Source organism: Litoreibacter sp. GN1-5, assembly GCF_055693805.1.
The window spans coordinates 1,483,181-1,499,782 of sequence record NZ_JBVFUP010000001.1; the positions used below are offsets into that span (position 1 = coordinate 1,483,181).

Annotated in this window: 14 protein-coding genes and 1 pseudogene; 11 read left to right on the plus strand and 4 right to left on the minus strand. The window is 52.3% G+C overall.

Annotation, left to right across the window (positions count from 1 at the left end):
* Positions 1-35: 35 nt before the first annotated feature.
* Positions 36-845 carry a lytic murein transglycosylase gene (locus tag ACZ1HF_RS07635; RefSeq protein ID WP_472656931.1) on the plus strand — a complete coding sequence of 270 codons (810 nt, stop codon included), beginning with the start codon at positions 36-38 and terminating at the stop codon, positions 843-845.
* 106 nt (positions 846-951) lie between these two features.
* Here the strand turns inward: ACZ1HF_RS07635 and ACZ1HF_RS07640 are convergent, their stop codons facing one another.
* The 3 genes from ACZ1HF_RS07640 to ACZ1HF_RS07650 form a co-directional block, all read right to left on the minus strand.
* Positions 952-1,290 (minus strand): hypothetical protein, encoded by a 339-nt coding sequence (locus ACZ1HF_RS07640; RefSeq protein WP_472656932.1) that lies wholly within the window; start codon positions 1,288-1,290, stop codon positions 952-954.
* 226 nt (positions 1,291-1,516) lie between these two features.
* The gene (locus tag ACZ1HF_RS07645; protein WP_472656933.1) at positions 1,517-2,161 is read right to left on the minus strand and encodes a response regulator transcription factor; all 645 of its coding nucleotides are present in this window, start codon (positions 2,159-2,161) and stop codon (positions 1,517-1,519) included.
* 86 nt (positions 2,162-2,247) lie between these two features.
* Positions 2,248-4,590: a cache domain-containing protein gene (locus ACZ1HF_RS07650; RefSeq protein ID WP_472656934.1), complete on the minus strand. Its 2,343-nt coding sequence runs from the start codon at positions 4,588-4,590 to the stop codon at positions 2,248-2,250.
* 640 nt (positions 4,591-5,230) lie between these two features.
* On the opposite strand from ACZ1HF_RS07650, the pseudogene ACZ1HF_RS07655 reads away from it, so the two are divergent.
* From ACZ1HF_RS07655 to ACZ1HF_RS07700, 10 genes and pseudogenes are all read left to right on the plus strand, one after another.
* Positions 5,231-5,898 (plus strand): annotated as a pseudogene (locus ACZ1HF_RS07655) (cupin domain-containing protein).
* 4 nt (positions 5,899-5,902) lie between these two features.
* On the plus strand, positions 5,903-6,580 hold the full coding sequence (locus tag ACZ1HF_RS07660; protein ID WP_472656935.1) for an SDR family NAD(P)-dependent oxidoreductase: 678 nt from the start codon (positions 5,903-5,905) through the stop codon (positions 6,578-6,580).
* Entirely contained in the window at positions 6,580-7,650 is a 1,071-nt protein-coding gene (locus ACZ1HF_RS07665) for a flavin monoamine oxidase family protein (RefSeq protein WP_472656936.1), read from the plus strand. Before ACZ1HF_RS07660 ends, ACZ1HF_RS07665 begins: the two co-directional genes overlap by 1 nt.
* Positions 7,651-8,013: 363 nt before the next feature.
* Positions 8,014-9,006 carry a BMP family lipoprotein gene (locus ACZ1HF_RS07670; RefSeq protein ID WP_472656937.1) on the plus strand — a complete coding sequence of 331 codons (993 nt, stop codon included), beginning with the start codon at positions 8,014-8,016 and terminating at the stop codon, positions 9,004-9,006.
* Entirely contained in the window at positions 9,007-10,629 is a 1,623-nt protein-coding gene (locus tag ACZ1HF_RS07675; RefSeq protein ID WP_472656938.1) for an ABC transporter ATP-binding protein, read from the plus strand.
* Positions 10,629-11,726, plus strand: coding sequence for an ABC transporter permease (locus ACZ1HF_RS07680; RefSeq protein WP_472656939.1), 1,098 nt, complete (start codon positions 10,629-10,631; stop codon positions 11,724-11,726). The genes ACZ1HF_RS07675 and ACZ1HF_RS07680 overlap by 1 nt, the downstream gene beginning before the upstream one ends.
* On the plus strand, positions 11,723-12,358 hold the full coding sequence (locus tag ACZ1HF_RS07685; RefSeq protein ID WP_472656940.1) for a LysE family translocator: 636 nt from the start codon (positions 11,723-11,725) through the stop codon (positions 12,356-12,358). The genes ACZ1HF_RS07680 and ACZ1HF_RS07685 overlap by 4 nt, the downstream gene beginning before the upstream one ends.
* A 4-nt stretch (positions 12,359-12,362) precedes the next feature.
* Complete coding sequence (locus ACZ1HF_RS07690; protein WP_472656941.1) at positions 12,363-13,328, plus strand: ABC transporter permease; 966 nt, start codon at positions 12,363-12,365, stop codon at positions 13,326-13,328.
* A 60-nt stretch (positions 13,329-13,388) separates the two neighbouring features.
* Positions 13,389-14,312 carry a sulfite exporter TauE/SafE family protein gene (locus tag ACZ1HF_RS07695; RefSeq protein ID WP_472656942.1) on the plus strand — a complete coding sequence of 308 codons (924 nt, stop codon included), beginning with the start codon at positions 13,389-13,391 and terminating at the stop codon, positions 14,310-14,312.
* Positions 14,312-15,076: a TIGR02186 family protein gene (locus ACZ1HF_RS07700; RefSeq protein WP_472656943.1), complete on the plus strand. Its 765-nt coding sequence runs from the start codon at positions 14,312-14,314 to the stop codon at positions 15,074-15,076. The genes ACZ1HF_RS07695 and ACZ1HF_RS07700 overlap by 1 nt, the downstream gene beginning before the upstream one ends.
* On the opposite strand, the gene ACZ1HF_RS07705 is transcribed toward ACZ1HF_RS07700, so the two are convergent.
* Positions 15,047-16,588, minus strand: coding sequence for an ATP-dependent DNA helicase (locus tag ACZ1HF_RS07705; RefSeq protein WP_472656944.1), 1,542 nt, complete (start codon positions 16,586-16,588; stop codon positions 15,047-15,049). The two genes, ACZ1HF_RS07700 and ACZ1HF_RS07705, sit on opposite strands and share 30 nt — an antisense overlap.
* Between the last annotated feature and the right edge of the window lie 14 nt (positions 16,589-16,602).

A 16,602-nucleotide genomic window follows, 5' to 3' on the forward strand; every position in this document is an offset into this window, starting at 1 on the left:
GTAGGATTTATAAAATCTGGATTTAAGGGGTTGCCATGTTTTTTCCGCGTCTGACGTCCGCCTGCACTGGGCTTGTTGTTAGTGTATTTCTGTCCACCAGTGCCTATGCCGCCGCCTGTGGCAATTCCGCGGGCGGCTTTGAGGCTTGGAAAACCCAGTTTCAGCAAGAGGCTGCACAACAAGGTATCGGCAAGCGGGGGTTATCAGCGCTTGCTGGCACCCAATATGCCAGACGCACCATTGCTGCTGATCGCAACCAGAAAAGCTTCAAATATTCGCTTGAGAAATTCATGCAGGTTCGCGGCGCCAATACAATCGTTGCCCAAGGCCGTAAGAAATTGGCGCGCAACGCCGATTTCTTTGCCTCCCTTGAACGGCGTTATGGCGTCCCTGCAGGCGTGATCGTAGCGATCCACGGTATGGAAACCGCCTTTGGTGGCTTCATGGGTGACAGCAATGTCATGTCCGCTATCGCCACCTTGGCCTATGACTGCCGACGGTCCGAATTCTTTACCGGCCACCTTATGGCCGCTCTGCAACTTGTTGACCGCGGCGTGCTGTCACCCAACGCCATTGGTGCCAAGCATGGCGAGCTCGGCCACACACAGTTCCTGCCCGGCAATGCCTTGCGCTACGGCGTGGATGGCAATGGAGACGGCAGGCTCGACCTGAATAACGTCCACGATGCGCTATCCTCTACTGCTAACTTCCTGCGCCAAAAAGGCTGGCAGCCGGGTCAGGGGTATCAGGAAGGCCAACCCAACTTTGCCGTAATCAAACAGTGGAACGCAGCGGGCGTGTATCAGAAAGCGATTGCGATCATGGCCGCAAGAATTGAGGGATGATTGCCTGCCCGCAGCCTGCTTTTTACCAGCGCTTAAGTACAAGCAGCGTTTTGGGCGCGGGGCGGTTTTGAGGCTAAAACTTTCGTCTGAAATCGGGGCGCATAGATTACGCGGCTTGCTTTGATAAAGTACTTACCATCTCTGGTCGTGAGATACCGCTGGATCTAGGGTCGGCGTAGATGTCCATCATCGAAATAGCCAATTTCCAGTCTGTTCTGACTGGAAGCTCTGCCAGCTCATTTTTGATGGCAATGTCTTTGCCAGCTAAGTAGATTGCTGTCTGCAACAGCCTATCGCCTCTGAGCGTTGGCTTTACATTGTATCTTGCAAAAATCTCTTGCCAAAAAAGCGTTCTTTTCCCATGGATTGTGTCTTTGGGTATAATATCGGACTCAATCATATTCGTTTGCTCAACTTTAGCCGGCAGGGTTTCATAATTTAGCACGCTATTTTTCTCCGTTGACGGTCAGCGCACTACCCATGTGGAGGATGCAGTGCGCTGACCCAATTACCGTTTTCTGTCTAAAGGCAGGCTGTCCGGTACGGTTATTTTATCACTCGTTAACATACAGACGCAGATTTTAAACCACCGCGCTTCAAAAGCGTGTTTGCCAGAATATAACGTTCGGGGAAATTCGTGTGATTACGTAGGCAGAAACACCTATATCAGATTAAGCCTCTGCATCTTTATCCAAGAACAACCCTGCGCTGATTGAAAGGTTGACCAATTCAGCGACAGATTTAACCCCCATTTTTTCCAGAATGCGGGCACGATGGTGGTCGGCGGTCCGTGGACTGATATCAAGCTGCCGGGCAATTTCTTTACTTGATGTGCTGGAAGGGCTCGAAACGATAAGTTTTGCGATCTCCCTTTCACGAGCAGTGAGGTTTTCCAGTTTGGCCCGAGCAAGTTGTGTCTTCTCATTAACTTGTCTGGCATCCGCATCCGCCTTCAAGGCCGCAGTGATCCGTCCAATGAGAATTTCCTGACGAAATGGTTTCTCCAGAAAATCCAATGCGCCCCCTTTCATCGCTTGAACGGACTCCGGGATGCCCCCATGTCCTGTGATGAAAATTATAGGAAGCGAATACCTGTTATTGGCAAGATATTCCTGAAGTTCCAAGCCGTTCATATCAGGCATGCCGTAGTCAAGAATTAAGCATCCTGACTGATCTTTGTCATATGATTTAAGAAAAGCATTTGCTGATTCAAAAGTTTGAACTTCGAAACCCCGCTTCGTCAAAGCTCTTGAGAGCGATGAACGAATAGCTTCATCGTCGTCAACAAGAAAAACAGTTTGATTTGAATTGGACATTACAAATTATCTCGTTCGTTCTTATCTGACCAAGTATACTGGCCGCAGCGTTTCCTGCCAGCAGGGGCTTACACATTTCTGAGTCATCATGTCTTAACTACATCTTCGATACGATTTTCCGCCAGCTCAGTCGTCGGTAGCGTGAAACAGAAACAAGAATGTTCGACTTTGTTTCTATGATACCAAAGCGCGCCGCCATTCGCCTCGACAATCGAACGGCTTATAGACAACCCCAAACCCATACCGTCACTTTTTGTCGTTTCAAACTGCGTAAACAGATTGAGATTAGGGTCAACACCCGGCCCTGTATCCTCTACACAAACTTCTACAAAACCATCGATTGCTTTGGTCGTTACCGTGATCAATTTCTCATCAATCCCGCTGCAATCCATCGCCTCGATAGCGTTTCTAAGCAAGTTTACCAGCACTTGTGCCGTTTGCACACGGACACCGGTTACGCTTGGCAGGTCATTCGAAACGACCGAGATATTCACACCATGCTCATTTGCTTCAGATTGTATCAATCGCAGCGACTGATCAAGTAACTCTTGGAAGTCGAATTCTGCCTTTGAAGCTTCATCTTTTCGTGCAAAGGCACGTAGCGCTTTGATAATGTCCCCTGCACGATGGGCCTGTTGATCAAGATCTTTCAGAATATCAATAAGCTCTGGGTCAATCTTTGGTTGCTCAGTCGCAGTCGTAAGAGCCGCATCAACATTCTGCGTGATCGCCGTCAACGGTTGGTTCAGTTCATGTGCAAGCCCCGCCGCCATCTCACCCAACATGTTTCCACGGGCAATATGCGACAAGTCCTTGTTGAGTTTATGGATCTGAGTTTCAGCCGCTTTTTGATTGGTAATATCGTCAACCGTCGCCACTGCATGAAGTGGTTTCCCTGCCTCATCTCGGATCATGATTGCATTGATCTTGAGCCAGATAACCTCCCCATCTTTGCGAATACACCGTTTCTCAAGGTTGAACGCAAAATCATCACTATCCTCTGAGTTGAGAGTCGGAAAAATGGTCGGCTCACCCGGATAGCTCAGGTCGAGAATTGTCATCTTCGTAAGCTCATCTTCCGTATAGCCCATAATATCACAGAATTTCGAGTTCACCTTGGCATAACGTGCGGTCCCCGCCTCAATCTGCGCCATACCACGCGATGACATATCAAAAGTCTGTCCATATTCATGCTCGGTTTTCTTGCGCTCCGCTATTTCGTGCATCAAGGCTTCATTCGCACGATCAAGTTCTTTGTAAGATCGCGGAATCGGTGCTGATGGATCAAGCTCCCCCTGAGAGATAAGCGCCGAGCGGACGGCAAAAGCACGGACAGGTTTGTGGATGTAGTTCGCAAGCCACAGGCCAACGATCCCGGTCAACAAAGCAATAATCGCTGCTGTCCAGATATTTTGGGTTCGGTTCTTCTTTATGGCACCAATAAAATCGTTTTCGGGCGCATAGACTGCAATTGTCCATGGCAACTTTTCACTAATAATTGGCATTACCGTCGATACATAACGCTCCCCGCCAAACTCGAACTCGGCAGATGTTTCTTCGTCAATCGAAACAAAGCTCATATCTGACAGATTCTCAAAGGCCGCGCGCGCAATTGGGTCTGCAATCTCACCAATGTTTGCAAAACGGTGCGTTCCGTCGGGATTTTCAGCCTTGATGAGTTCCGGACTGGGATGCGCAATAACATCACCGTTTCTATTGAGTATCAGAGCGGTGCCATTTTCTCCGATCTTCAGGCGGGCCAGAAAACTTGAAATCTCGCTAATCTCGATATCCACGCCGATAACGCCCTGCAAGGTATTGTCATTCCCGATAACAGGCGACGCGATCGTGATGCCTGGTGTTTGCGACGTGAAGAAAATGTAAGGATCAGTCCAGATAATGCCAAGGTCTTCACTGGCACGCTGATACCAAGGGCGTGCCCGCGGATCATAGGTATCCTCCCGATCCGGTCGGCTATCCATCACTGCAAACTTGTCATTTCGCCAGATAAGCTCAGTCGAACGGTTTTCCCCATCCCTGGTGACGATCTTCGAGCGAAATGGCCCCGCCCCATCGCTTCGTTTAACATAGACAAAATTGCCTTCTTCATCTCCATAGAATACCCCCCCGAATTGCGGGGCACTCCGCAATTGCTGGAACAGAAGCTTTTCCAGCAGCTTGGGATTGTCGCTCGCGACAATCTTGTTTTCCGCCAGACGCGTTGCAAGTTCGGCAGCGCCACTTGCTGGGTTCAGAAAGCCCCGCGAGTGTTCAATAGTATTCGTACCCGCATCGCTTAAAAGATTGCGCGCATGATCGAGCATTGCGCGCTCGGACGTTAGGTAGGACGAGAAAACAACGACCGTGACCGCCAAAAATTGCAAACCAGCCAAGCCGATTGCAAGCCACATTCCCAACGAAATTTTCATGGCACGCTCTGCCTAATATGAAGCGGAAAAAATTCAACTTGTAGTCTACAGCAGCTTGGGCGAGCACAAGATGAATCACGTTTGAAATTGATCATGGCAAGTTTCTACTGTGCGAAGGTTTCATGAAAAGCATAGCGCTCTCTTTGGAGAAAATCTTACCTTTATCATCTTGATAGTCTACTCACTGAACGGCTTTGTTTTAACGAATTTCTGAATGCTTGAAAGAAGTAAGCACATGGCAGTACTGCAAAACCCATACAAAGAGTACCAAAGCATACCTGCCGATTAGTATCGGTACCAATGTTTGCAACATCCGTTCGTGTACTTTTCGAATTAATAACAGGTGATAGACGTCAGAAGTCCAACATATTTGCATAAATGATACTTGAGAATAAATCCGCATAATTACCTATGTAAATCTACCTATGCACCAACTCATTTATAGCTGTTTAAGGTGAACATCCCCCGCAAGTTACGAGGCTCTCTCTTATCTGAGACATCACAAACTGTTCATCTAAAATTATAAAAATAGGGACTATTACGCTTGCCTACTTACTAATAGATATATTACCTCTCAAATAAATAACCTAAAATAATGCCAAGTGATCCATAATGATCAAAATAAGAAGGAGCTTGCCAAATGAACCTCAATGATGACTTTTCACAACGCGTCCTTGTTCATGCCGATTCTATAGACTGGCAAGCCTCGCCCATGCCAGGCGTGGATCGTAGAATGCTGGATCGCATCGGTGGCGAAGTGGCGCGCGCCACAACCATCGTGCGCTACGCGCCAGACAGTCACTTCTCATCACATACGCACACCGGCGGTGAAGAATTCATCGTGCTGGAAGGTGTCTTTCAGGACGAACACGGCGATTTCCCGGCGGGCACCTATGTGCGCAACCCCCAACGACCAGCCACACGCCAGGTTCGGACGAAGGCTGCACAATTTTCGTTAAGCTCTGGCAGTTTGACATGGAAGACCGCAATCAGTTCCGCAAGGATATGGCAGCCAATCTGACAAAGGCCGCTCCGGGTATTCGCCGCAATCAACTGCACAAGGATGATCATGAAACGGTGACATATGAAGAATGGGATGCTGGCATAGCGACAGAGATCGACTTGCCTCATGGGGGCGAGATTCTGGTTTTGGGCGGCACGCTTTCCGAAGGCGGAGATACCTTACGCAAAGATAGCTGGTTGCGTCTACCCGAAGGCAGCGTGCTGAAAGCACAGGCTGGCGCTGATGGCGTAAAGCTGTGGATGAAGGCGGGCCATCTGCCCTACGCCAAGGCACCGCAGGTCTGAAGCTATGGCAGACAAACCCCTTGCAATCGTTGCAGGTGCAGGACCCGGATTGGGGGCTGCCCTGCTGCAAAAATTCTCCGATGAGGGTATGATGGCTGTGGGCCTGACCCGCAGCGGTGGGACCGGCCCGCATGATATCCGCGCCTGCGATTTGTGTGATGAGAAAGCTTTACGCGCAACGCTTGCGCCACTGATGCAAAAGCATGGTGCACCACAGATCGTCGTCCATAACACTGCCCACCTGGTTATTCAGGATTTCCTTGAGACCTCGCTCGACGATTTCACCGCCTGTTGGCGATCCATGGTGCAATCAGCAATCATGTTAGGCCAATGCGTATTGCAACCCATGGTGCGGGACGGCGGCGGGACATTCATTGTCTCAGGCGCAACAGCAAGCCTGCGAGGTGGTGCAAAATTTGCGGCATTTGCCTCGGCTAAATTTGCCTTGCGTGGGCTAACACAATCCTTGGCGCGCAGCTTCCAGCCTGCGGGCGTGCATGTGGTGCACACGATCCTTGATGGAATTATCGATACGCCCGCCTCGCGCGATCTGCATAGCCTTGACCCACAGCGAATGATAAAGCCTGACGATCTGGCCGCAGCCTATTGGGCGCTCGCACATCAGCCGAAATCGACTTGGAGTCACGAAGTGGATTTCCGCCCGCAAACAGAAAGTTTCTGATGAAAACTGACGTATTAATCGTGGGTGGCGGTCTGTCGGGTCTTGCACTTGCAGACCATTTGCACCGCGCCGGGACCGATTTTCAATTGGTCGAAGCACGGAAACGCTTCGGCGGGCGTATCAAGATGCTACACGATCAAGAGGCCGGATTTGATCTGGGGCCGTCATGGTTCTGGCCCGGACAACCACGCATGGCAGCAATGGCTGACCGGCTGAAACTGACGGTTTTCGATCAATGGAGCCAGGGTGAATTGAGTTTCGAAGATGAAACTGGTCGCATACAGCGCGGGATGGGATTTGCCTCAATGGAGGGGTCATTGCGGATCAAGGGCGGCATGATGGCAATGATCGACGCCCTTGCCACCAGTTTACCGGCAGAGCGTCTGCATCTTGGAACAGCAGTGACAGAACTGCGCCAGACGGGTTCAACGCTCCTTGCTGATGGGCGCGAGATCGCGGCAAATCAGATCGTTCTTGCCGTACCACCTCGCGTAGCTGCTGGTCTGCGATTTACGCCTGAACTGCCTTCGCATGCACGTGATGCAATGGAACGGATACCGACATGGATGGGTGGTCAGGCGAAATTCGTTGCCACCTACGACGCGCCATTCTGGCGCGAAGCTGGCCTGTCCGGTGACGCGATGAGCCGCCACGGCCCACTTGTCGAAATCCATGATGCCTCTGCACCCGATGGGCCTGCTGCTTTGTTCGGCTTTGTTGGCGACCCAGTGACACACCGACAAGGCCGCGGCAATGAAATCGAGGCTGCAGCACTGGCGCAATTGGGACGGATCTTCGGAGACGCCGCATTATCGCCACGCAAAGCGGTTCTGGCGGACTGGGCCTTTGCATCCGAGACCGCAAGCAAACTGGATCATATGCCCATCGGGGGCCATCCTGCTTACGGCCGGCCGTCAACCCTGACTGATTTATGGGACGGGCGCTTAAATTTGGGCGCAACAGAAGTCGCCCCCCAGTTCGGCGGCTTTTTGGAAGGGGCACTGGCCGTCGCAGAAGAGCTTGCGCAGAAGCTGATAAAGATATCAGGCCAAAACCGTAGTATTGCCTGAATGCCCTACCGCTCAATTGTGGTGCGACAGTCCTGATACTGCCCATTATCATTGGCATGTTAGGTGAAACCTGCGCGGAACTTGTGATCCTTCTCCAACCCTGATTTGCAGATGCAAAGCCGCAACATCACGATGACACCCAAAGTCGCTGACTGACTTCGGAAACGAATATACGCCTTAATAAAAAGCATTCACCTCACGTAACCTGCTGAATTTACCGGTTTCCTTTACAAAACCATCAAGAATCGGTTGACCCTCCCTGCCGGGTTGGCCCTTAATGTGCAATGATCTGAGAGCAATCTCTGCTCACACGGCACGGGGGGGACGGGCCCCCGTATAAACAAAAACATCTGGGAGACTGTCATGACATTCATGCAGAAATTTTATGGCGCAGCGGCAACGCTGGCGTTGACAGCAGGAGCGGCATTTGCTGACCCGGCTATTATTTTCGATCTTGGTGGCAAGTTCGATAAATCCTTCAACGAAGCTGCCTATAATGGCGCAAAGAAGTGGGCTGATGAAACTGGCGGTAAGTTCAAAGAACTTGAGATGCAGTCTGAGGCGCAACGCGAACAGGCCCTGCGCCGTTTGGCGGAAACAGGCGCTAACCCGGTTGCTATGACTGGGTTTGCCTTTGGGTCGGTACTTGAAGAAGTTGCCGATGATTATCCTGAGACCAGTTTCGTGATCATTGACGCAGTGGTCGACAAGCCCAATGTGACCTCAATCGTGTTCAAGGAACACGAAGGGTCATATCTTGTTGGATACATGGCGGCTCAGGCCTCTGAGACAAATGCTGTCGGCTTTATCGGGGGTATGGATATTCCTCTGATCCGCCGGTTTGCCTGTGGTTTTGCAGAAGGTGCGAAAGCTGCGAACCCGGACACTAAAGTCATTGCCAACATGACAGGCACGACCCCTGCAGCTTGGAATGACCCAGTGAAAGGGGCTGAACTGACAAAGGCACAAATCAGTCAGGGGGCCGATGTGATCTATGCTGCGGCAGGCGGCACTGGCGTTGGTGTTCTGCAAGCAGCAGCTGACGCGGGCAAACTGTCTGTAGGTGTAGATAGCAATCAGAATGGTCTGCATCCGGGCTCCGTTCTGACCTCAATGATGAAGCGGGTCGATGTGGCCGTCTATGACGCGTTTTCAGCAGAAAGCCTTGAGCCTGGCGTAAAGGTTCTTGGGCTGGCCGAGGAAGGTGTGGGATATGCAATGGATGACAACAATGCACCCCTTGTCTCTTCGGAGATGCAGGCTGCCGTTGACGGCATCCGCGAGAAAATTATTGCCGGTGAAATTCAGGTACATGACTACATGTCAGACGAAAGCTGCCCTGCGCTGTCTTTCTAAATGACTTTGCAAACATCAAAGGAGCGGCCAGAATTGGCCGTTCCGCCTGCTATTGAGCTAAGAGGTATTTCCAAATCCTTTGGGCCCGTTCAGGCGAATAAAGATATATCGATCCGTGTTATGCCCGGTACAATACACGGGATAATCGGTGAAAATGGTGCTGGCAAATCGACATTGATGTCGATTCTCTACGGCTTTTACAAAGCCGATGCCGGTGAAATCTATATTAGCGGACAGAGAACACAGATCCCCGACAGTCAGGCTGCGATTGCGGCAGGCATCGGGATGGTTTTCCAACATTTCAAGCTGGTAGAGAATTTCACTGTACTGGAAAATGTCGTGCTTGGGGCTGAGGACGGGCCATGGTTACGTCCATCACTGGCCAAGGCGCGCAAGTTGCTGACGCAACTTGCCAAAGAATATGAGTTGAACGTCAATCCCGACGCCAGAATTGAGGATATCGGCGTGGGCATGCAGCAGCGGGTCGAGATACTTAAGGCGCTGTACCGACAAGCCGATATTCTGATCTTGGATGAACCGACAGGGGTTCTGACACCGGCCGAGGCCGATCATCTGTTTCGCATTCTGGAAGGGCTGCGGGCGCAGGGAAAGACGATCATTCTGATCACTCACAAGCTGCGCGAGATTATGGAAATCACTGACACTGTCTCAGTCATGCGCCGCGGAGAAATGACTGCAACTGTGAAGACGTCAGAGACCTCGCCTGCTGAATTGGCAGAGCTGATGGTAGGTCGCAAAGTGCTTCTGCGGGTCGATAAGAAGCCCGCCACGCCGGGTGCCAATGTGCTTGAGGTTGAAGATCTTCAGGTAACAGATGACAAAGGCGTGGAGCGGTTAAAAGGCATTTCGCTGAATGTCCGCGCCGGGGAGATTTTGGGCATCGCCGGGGTTGCCGGAAATGGGCAATCCGAACTGCTTGAGGTGCTTGGCGGCATTCAGACCGCAACGGGATCGGTCAAAGTGAACGGACAGGAAATTGACCTGACGGGCAAGCATTCCGATGGTAGGTCGCGGCGCGCACGGGGGATTGCGCATGTGCCCGAAGATCGCCAACGAGAAGGCCTGATCATGGATTTCAAGGCGTGGGAAAATATGGCGTTCGGCTATCACCATGACCCTGCCTATCAAAAGGGTCTGTTAATGGATAACGACACCCTGCGCAAAGATACCGAAGACAAGATCGAACGTTTCGATGTGCGCCCGGCCAATTGCTGGCTTGAGGCAAAAAACTTCTCAGGCGGAAACCAGCAGAAGATCGTTCTCGCACGCGAGATTGAGCGAAATCCGGACCTCTTACTGGTTGGTCAACCTACGCGGGGTGTAGACATCGGCGCGATTGAATTCATTCACCAACGCATTGTTGAACTGCGGGATCAGGGCAAGGCTATCCTTCTGGTCTCGGTCGAGCTGGACGAAATTCTATCCTTGTCAGACCGGATCGCTGTTATCTTTGATGGAAAGATCATGGGCGAACGTCTGCCATCCGAGACGGATGAGAAAGAACTTGGTTTGCTGATGGCGGGCATCACAGAAGAACCGGACGTACCGCTACACGAGGCCGTGGAAGCCGCGCTGGCCCACACAGACGGGAGCGTGCGCTGATGGAAAAAATGCCAAGATGGGCCGATATATTCTTAATTCCGCTCATTAATCTGGTTTTGGCCTTTGTAATTTCTGGGCTGGTGATCCTTGCTATCGGCGAAGATCCAATTGCCGCATTGAAGCTGATGGTTGAAGGCGCACTAGGCTCCACATACGGCTGGGGCTTTACGCTTTATTACGCGACCAATTTCATTTTTACTGGCCTTGCGGTTTCTGTCGCTTTCCATGCATCTCTGTTCAATATCGGTGGGGAGGGTCAGGCGACACTCGGCGGTCTTGGTGTTGCATTGGCGTGTCTGTTCATCCCTTGGCCCCATTGGACACTTGCCCTTCTAGGTGCGATTGGCGCGTCGATGCTATTTGGTGCGCTTTGGGCAATGATACCGGCCTACCTGCAAGCAAAACGTGGCAGTCACATCGTGATCACCACGATCATGTTCAATTTCATCGCAGCCTCGTTTTTGAACTATGTGCTGGTGAATATGTTGCGTCCCGCAGGCTCTATGGACCCGGCGACAGCGAAGTTTCCAGCCGCGACCAATCTGCCAACGCTGGCTGAAATTCTGAACGGTATTGGCATCCCTTTCGCCGCGCGAACGCCTGCAAACGTCACCCTGTTTGTGGCTTTGATTGCCTGCGTCGTAGTATATTTTCTGATCTGGCATACAAGGCTGGGCTATCAGATCCGGGCCTTCGGCCACTCTGAGCCCGCCGCGATTTATGCTGGAATTTCCCCTGTGCGTATCACCATGATCGGGATGATGATCTCGGGCGGGCTGGCAGGCTTGATGGCAATCAACAACGTCATGGGCGAAGCAGAGCGTTTGGTTCTGAACTCGGTCGAAGGTGCGGGGTTCATAGGGATTGCCGTGGCGTTGATGGGGCGGTCCCATCCATTCGGTGTGTTATTGGCTGCCATTTTGTTCGGGTTTCTGTATCAGGGTGGTGCCGAGTTGGCCCTTTGGACAACCATCCCCCGGGAATTGATCGTGGTTATTCAGGCGCTGGTGATCCTGTTCACGGGTGCGCTTGACGGTATGGTTCGCGGACCAGTTGAGAAAATGTTCCTTGCCAGCAAAAGGGGAGAGGCACAATGAGTGAGCTGTATCCTTATCTGCCGGGCCTGATGGTCGGTATCGGACTTTTTTCGATGGGTATGATCAGCCCAGGCCCCAACATTTTGACAATTATCGGGACTGCAATGTCGCAAGGGCGCAAGCCTGCCGCTGCAATCGCCATGGGCGTTGCAACTGGCACAGCATTTTGGGCAACGCTTAGCGTGACAGGGCTGTCAGTCATGGTATCGCTTTATGCAAATGCGATGATTGCTGTTAAACTGTTTGGTGCAGCCTATCTTCTGTTTCTTGCCTACAAAGCCTTTCGCAACGCAGCGAGCGCAATAGACCCCCAGCCTATTTCAGCGACCTCACGGTCACTTTGGCCTCTCTATTTGCGTGGACTTACGGTGCAGATGACCAACCCAAAAGCAGCCATACAATGGTTGGCAGTCGTAGCGCTCAGCATCGGGGCAAATGCGCCGCCATTGGTAGGGCTGATGCTGATTATCTGCGCAACGGTTTTGTCCATCATTGGTCATTTGACCTACGCTATGGCGTTTTCAACGGATCCAGTCGTCGCCGGCTATTTAAAAGCACGTCGCGTCATTCAGGCGGGACTTGGGGTGTTCTTCTGTTTTGCCAGCTATAAGCTGGCGACAACGAAGGTGTAGCGCCATGGATTTTCTGACTGTTCTGCAAATCCTCGACTCAACGCTACGCCTGGCGACACCTTTGCTACTGGCCTGTCTGGCCGGGCTGTTTTCAGAACGCGCTGGCATTTTTGACATCGGGTTGGAAGGCAAGATGCTGGCCGCCGCGTTCTTTTCGGCTGCCATCGCCGCAATGACAGGATCAGCATGGCTTGGACTGCTGGCTGGTATAGGGTCGTCTCTGGTCCTGGCAGCGATCCACGGGCTGGCCTCGATCACTTATCGCGGCAACCAGTTGATTTCAGGTGTTGCCATCAACTTTCTGGCTGCCGGCATAACAGTTCTGATCGGACAAAGCTGGTTCCAATTGGGCGGGCGCACGCCCTCGCTTATGGGGCAAGGTCGGTTTGAACCCGTAACCCTGCCCTTTGCCGAAGCATTGTCCGACGTGCCTGTTCTTGGACCCATATATGCCGAGCTGATCTCAGGTCATACAATTCTGGTCTATGTCGCACTGCTTTGCGTGCCGCTTAGCTGGTATGTGCTGTTTCGCACCAGATTTGGCTTGAGGCTGCGCGCGGTTGGCGAGAACCCGGCTGCGGTTGATACAGCAGGTGTTTCCGTCATCGGGCTGCGCTACGCCGCCGTTGCGATCTGCGGCATTTTATGCGGCATCGCAGGTGCCTATCTTGCCACAGGGCTTGCCGCTGGCTTCGTCAAGGATATGACCGCAGGCCGCGGGTTTATTGCCTTGGCCGCATTGATCTTTGCAAAATGGCGTCCGTGGTACGCGCTATATGCCACATTGCTATTCGGCCTGCTTGAGGCAATTTCGAACCGATATCAAAATATTGAAGTTCTGGGGATTGTATTGCCCGTGCAGTTCATGCAAGCCCTACCCTACATTCTGACGGTCGTGATCCTTGCGGGTTTTGTTGGCAAGGCAATTCCACCCCGCGCAGGTGGGGAACCTTACGTTAAGGAACGATAAAACAAACTGGACTCATCAATTTGCATTGCTATGTCCAGTTAGCCGGGTCTAAGAGATGCCATGCAAATTTACCTGCCCATAGCCGAAGTCTCCGTCAATGCTTTCCTATTGCTGGGATTGGGCGGCATTGTGGGCATTCTGTCTGGCATGTTCGGTGTCGGTGGTGGGTTTCTGATGACACCGCTTCTGTTCTTTATCGGCATCCCACCTGCTGTTGCTGTCGCGACTGAGGCGAACCAGATTGTTGCATCTTCTTTCTCAGGGGTGCTGGCACATTTCAAACGAAAGACCGTCGATCTGAAAATGGGCTGTGTGTTATTGGTCGGCGGGCTGATCGGGGCGGCGCTTGGTGTGCAGTTATTCACTATGTTGCGCCAGATCGGTCAGGTCGATCTACTGGTCAAACTTTGCTATGTGGTCTTTCTAGGCATTATCGGCGGGCTGATGTTCTTCGAAAGCCTGCGCGCCATCCGGCGGTCCAAAAGCCCGCAAACAATCCGCACCCGCAAACAACGAGGCTGGATTCACGCGCTGCCGTTCAAAATGAAATTCCGTACATCGGGATTGTATATCTCAGTTATTCCCCCGGTAATTGTTGGCGTGCTAGTGGGCATTCTAGCTGCTATCATGGGTGTTGGCGGCGGCTTTATCATGGTGCCGGCGATGATTTATATCCTTGGTATGCCGACCAAAGTTGTGGTGGGAACCTCACTGTTTCAAATCATCTTTGTGACTGCGTTTACGACACTTCTGCATGCCACGACCAACTACACTGTGGATATGGCATTGGCTGTTCTGCTGCTGGTTGGCGGGGTCGTCGGTGCGCAGATCGGGGCGCGCATTGGCGTCAAGCTGAAAGCCGAGCAGTTGCGTATTTTACTTTCTATCATGGTCTTGGCTGTGTGTGGCAAGCTGGCATTTGACCTACTTGTCCAGCCGTCCGAGCTCTTCTCGCTTGGTGGCGCTTTAGAAGGGGCGCATTGATGCGCCTTCTGGTAACATTTCTGCTGATGACCCTCATGACAAGCCTACCTGCGCGGGCAGAAACCGTAGTGGCAGGGCTGTCGCGCGACCAAGTTGCGATCACTGCAAATTTCGATGGTTCAGACATATTGATCTATGGTGCCGTAAAACGGGAAAAACCTATCCCCGAAGCAAATCCTATGCATGTGATCATTACAGTCGCGGGCCCAAAACAACCTGTAACAGTGCGGCGCAAGGATAGACGTCTTGGTATCTGGATCAACACAGATGCGCTGACGATCAGCAAAGCCCCCAGCTTTTATGCAGTTGCAACGACCGGCCCTATGGCCGAAGTTCTTCGAACCGCCGATGACTTGCTACACAAGATCACCATCCCGCGGGCCATCAGGTTGCCAAACACCGGTGAGCCACTTGAGAGCCAAGTCAAGTTCAAGGATGCGCTGATCCGCATCCGCAAGAAAGCCGAGTTGTTCCAGCAACGTGAGGGACACGTCAACCTGTTCGACGAAACACTGTTTTCTACTAAGATCGACCTACCCGCCAATCTGGTTGAGGGCGACTATACCACCAAAATTTATCTAACACGTGGTGGTCGCATTATTGATGAACATACAACGGTCATTCAGGTCAACAAAGTTGGGCTAGAACGCTGGATTTACAATCTGGCCCATGAAAAACCATTGATCTACGGGCTCTTGTCGCTGTTCATTGCCATTGCTGCGGGTTGGTTGGCCTCAGCTGTTTTCCGGTTCATTCGGTTCTAGGGTTAGCGGCGCAGGGGCGACTTTCAAATCATCTGTGCTTAATGCACCGGTCGGGCGTGACAGACGATTGCGTGTCACCCAAAGTAGTCTGTGTTGTGCCCGTGTGATTGCCACATAGGCCAGACGTTTCCATAAGGCTTGCCCCGACTCTTCACGCCCGGAACGCGCGGCGGCATATAGATCAGGTGCAAAAACCTGAACCGTTTCCCATTGGGACCCTTGGGCTTTGTGGATTGTTACCGCAGCCCCATGCAGGAATGCCGCGCCCATACGGGCGGCGAAGGGAATGAAAGGTTCTTCCTCATCCGGGGCTTCGATTTTGATAATCGAAGCCGCACTGACCCGTGGGTCTTCGGCCCCCATAACATGCAGGCGCGAAAAGCCGGGCTTGCTACCAGGCCCCAGATAGATCACTTGCGCCCCTTTGATCAGGCCACGAGCCTCAAGATCGATGCGCTTTTTACGGTGCTTCAGCGGCAACTCGATCCCATCGCAAATGAGCGGCTCACCCGGTAAAAGCGTATCCACGGTCGCGCCGTAAGCTCCGCGATAGGCTTGGATCAACCGAATACGCGTTGCATTGCGCCAAACCAGAACAGGGGAACGTGACATCAGATCAGCTTCGACACGACCTGCATATACGACACGATCATCAGATCGACCTGCGTCTTCCACCATACGCTCAAATGCCTCAAACCCAAGAGATGGGTCCGCCAAAGCATGGGCCAAATCTAGGATCGGATTATCCTGTTTTTGCCGGTGCACACGGCTAAGCGTCAGTTTCCGGCCCTCTTTCAACGTATCAAACACCATTTTTCCGGACTGGCCCACAGGTGCCAATTGCGCCGGATCACCGAACAGTAGGAGTGTCGGGAAAATCTCTTGCAAATCATCAAGCTGCTTTTCGTCAAGCATCGAGCTTTCGTCGATAAATCCGATGTCCAGCGGATCATCACGCCGTTTCCAGCCCTGAATAAAATCCGAGCCTTTCAATCCAGCCGCCGCAAGCGCACCGGGAATGGATTTGTTTGCTTCATAGAACAGCCTTGCGCGCTCCAGCGAGGCATCGGTCAGCCCCTCTATATCAGGCTTATCCCCCTGCCCTGCCAGCCAGTCAGCGATCTTTTCGTATTCAGGGTCATATACGGGCGTGTAGAGAATACGGTGGATCGTCGTCGCAGGCACACCACGGTTGCGCAGCACGCTGGCTGCTTTGTTGGTGGGCGCTAAGACGGCGATGGTGCGGCGATCCTTGCGCGGTTTGCCGTCATAGTCGCCTGAGATCAAATCGACCCCAGCTTCTTGTACTGCTTCCACAAGCTGCGCCAACAGCAAGGTCTTGCCTGACCCGGCCTTGCCTACGACAGCCATGACCTGCGACTTGCTGTCGCCTAGAGGGGTCGTCTGCCCCTCGACAATATCTACACCAGCCTGCGCTAGCAGGGCTGCAATACTGTCATAGGCCTCGGCCTGATCATCAGAGAAGGTAATAGTGGCAACCGCGCGGGACATGGGCAAATCCTATA

Bases quoted from the DNA above. Each gene is read 5' to 3' on its own strand.
- ACZ1HF_RS07635 (WP_472656931.1), top strand. From the start codon at position 36: ATGTTTTTTCCGCGTCTGACGTCCGCCTGCACTGGGCTTGTTGTTAGT.
- ACZ1HF_RS07645 (WP_472656933.1), bottom strand. From the start codon at position 2,161: ATGTCCAATTCAAATCAAACTGTTTTTCTTGTTGACGACGATGAAGCT.
- ACZ1HF_RS07650 (WP_472656934.1), bottom strand. From the start codon at position 4,590: ATGAAAATTTCGTTGGGAATGTGGCTTGCAATCGGCTTGGCTGGTTTG.
- ACZ1HF_RS07660 (WP_472656935.1), top strand. From the start codon at position 5,903: ATGGCAGACAAACCCCTTGCAATCGTTGCAGGTGCAGGACCCGGATTG.
- ACZ1HF_RS07665 (WP_472656936.1), top strand. From the start codon at position 6,580: ATGAAAACTGACGTATTAATCGTGGGTGGCGGTCTGTCGGGTCTTGCA.
- ACZ1HF_RS07670 (WP_472656937.1), top strand. From the start codon at position 8,014: ATGACATTCATGCAGAAATTTTATGGCGCAGCGGCAACGCTGGCGTTG.
- ACZ1HF_RS07675 (WP_472656938.1), top strand. From the start codon at position 9,007: ATGACTTTGCAAACATCAAAGGAGCGGCCAGAATTGGCCGTTCCGCCT.
- ACZ1HF_RS07680 (WP_472656939.1), top strand. From the start codon at position 10,629: ATGGAAAAAATGCCAAGATGGGCCGATATATTCTTAATTCCGCTCATT.
- ACZ1HF_RS07685 (WP_472656940.1), top strand. From the start codon at position 11,723: ATGAGTGAGCTGTATCCTTATCTGCCGGGCCTGATGGTCGGTATCGGA.
- ACZ1HF_RS07690 (WP_472656941.1), top strand. From the start codon at position 12,363: ATGGATTTTCTGACTGTTCTGCAAATCCTCGACTCAACGCTACGCCTG.
- ACZ1HF_RS07695 (WP_472656942.1), top strand. From the start codon at position 13,389: ATGCAAATTTACCTGCCCATAGCCGAAGTCTCCGTCAATGCTTTCCTA.
- ACZ1HF_RS07700 (WP_472656943.1), top strand. From the start codon at position 14,312: ATGCGCCTTCTGGTAACATTTCTGCTGATGACCCTCATGACAAGCCTA.
- ACZ1HF_RS07705 (WP_472656944.1), bottom strand. From the start codon at position 16,588: ATGTCCCGCGCGGTTGCCACTATTACCTTCTCTGATGATCAGGCCGAG.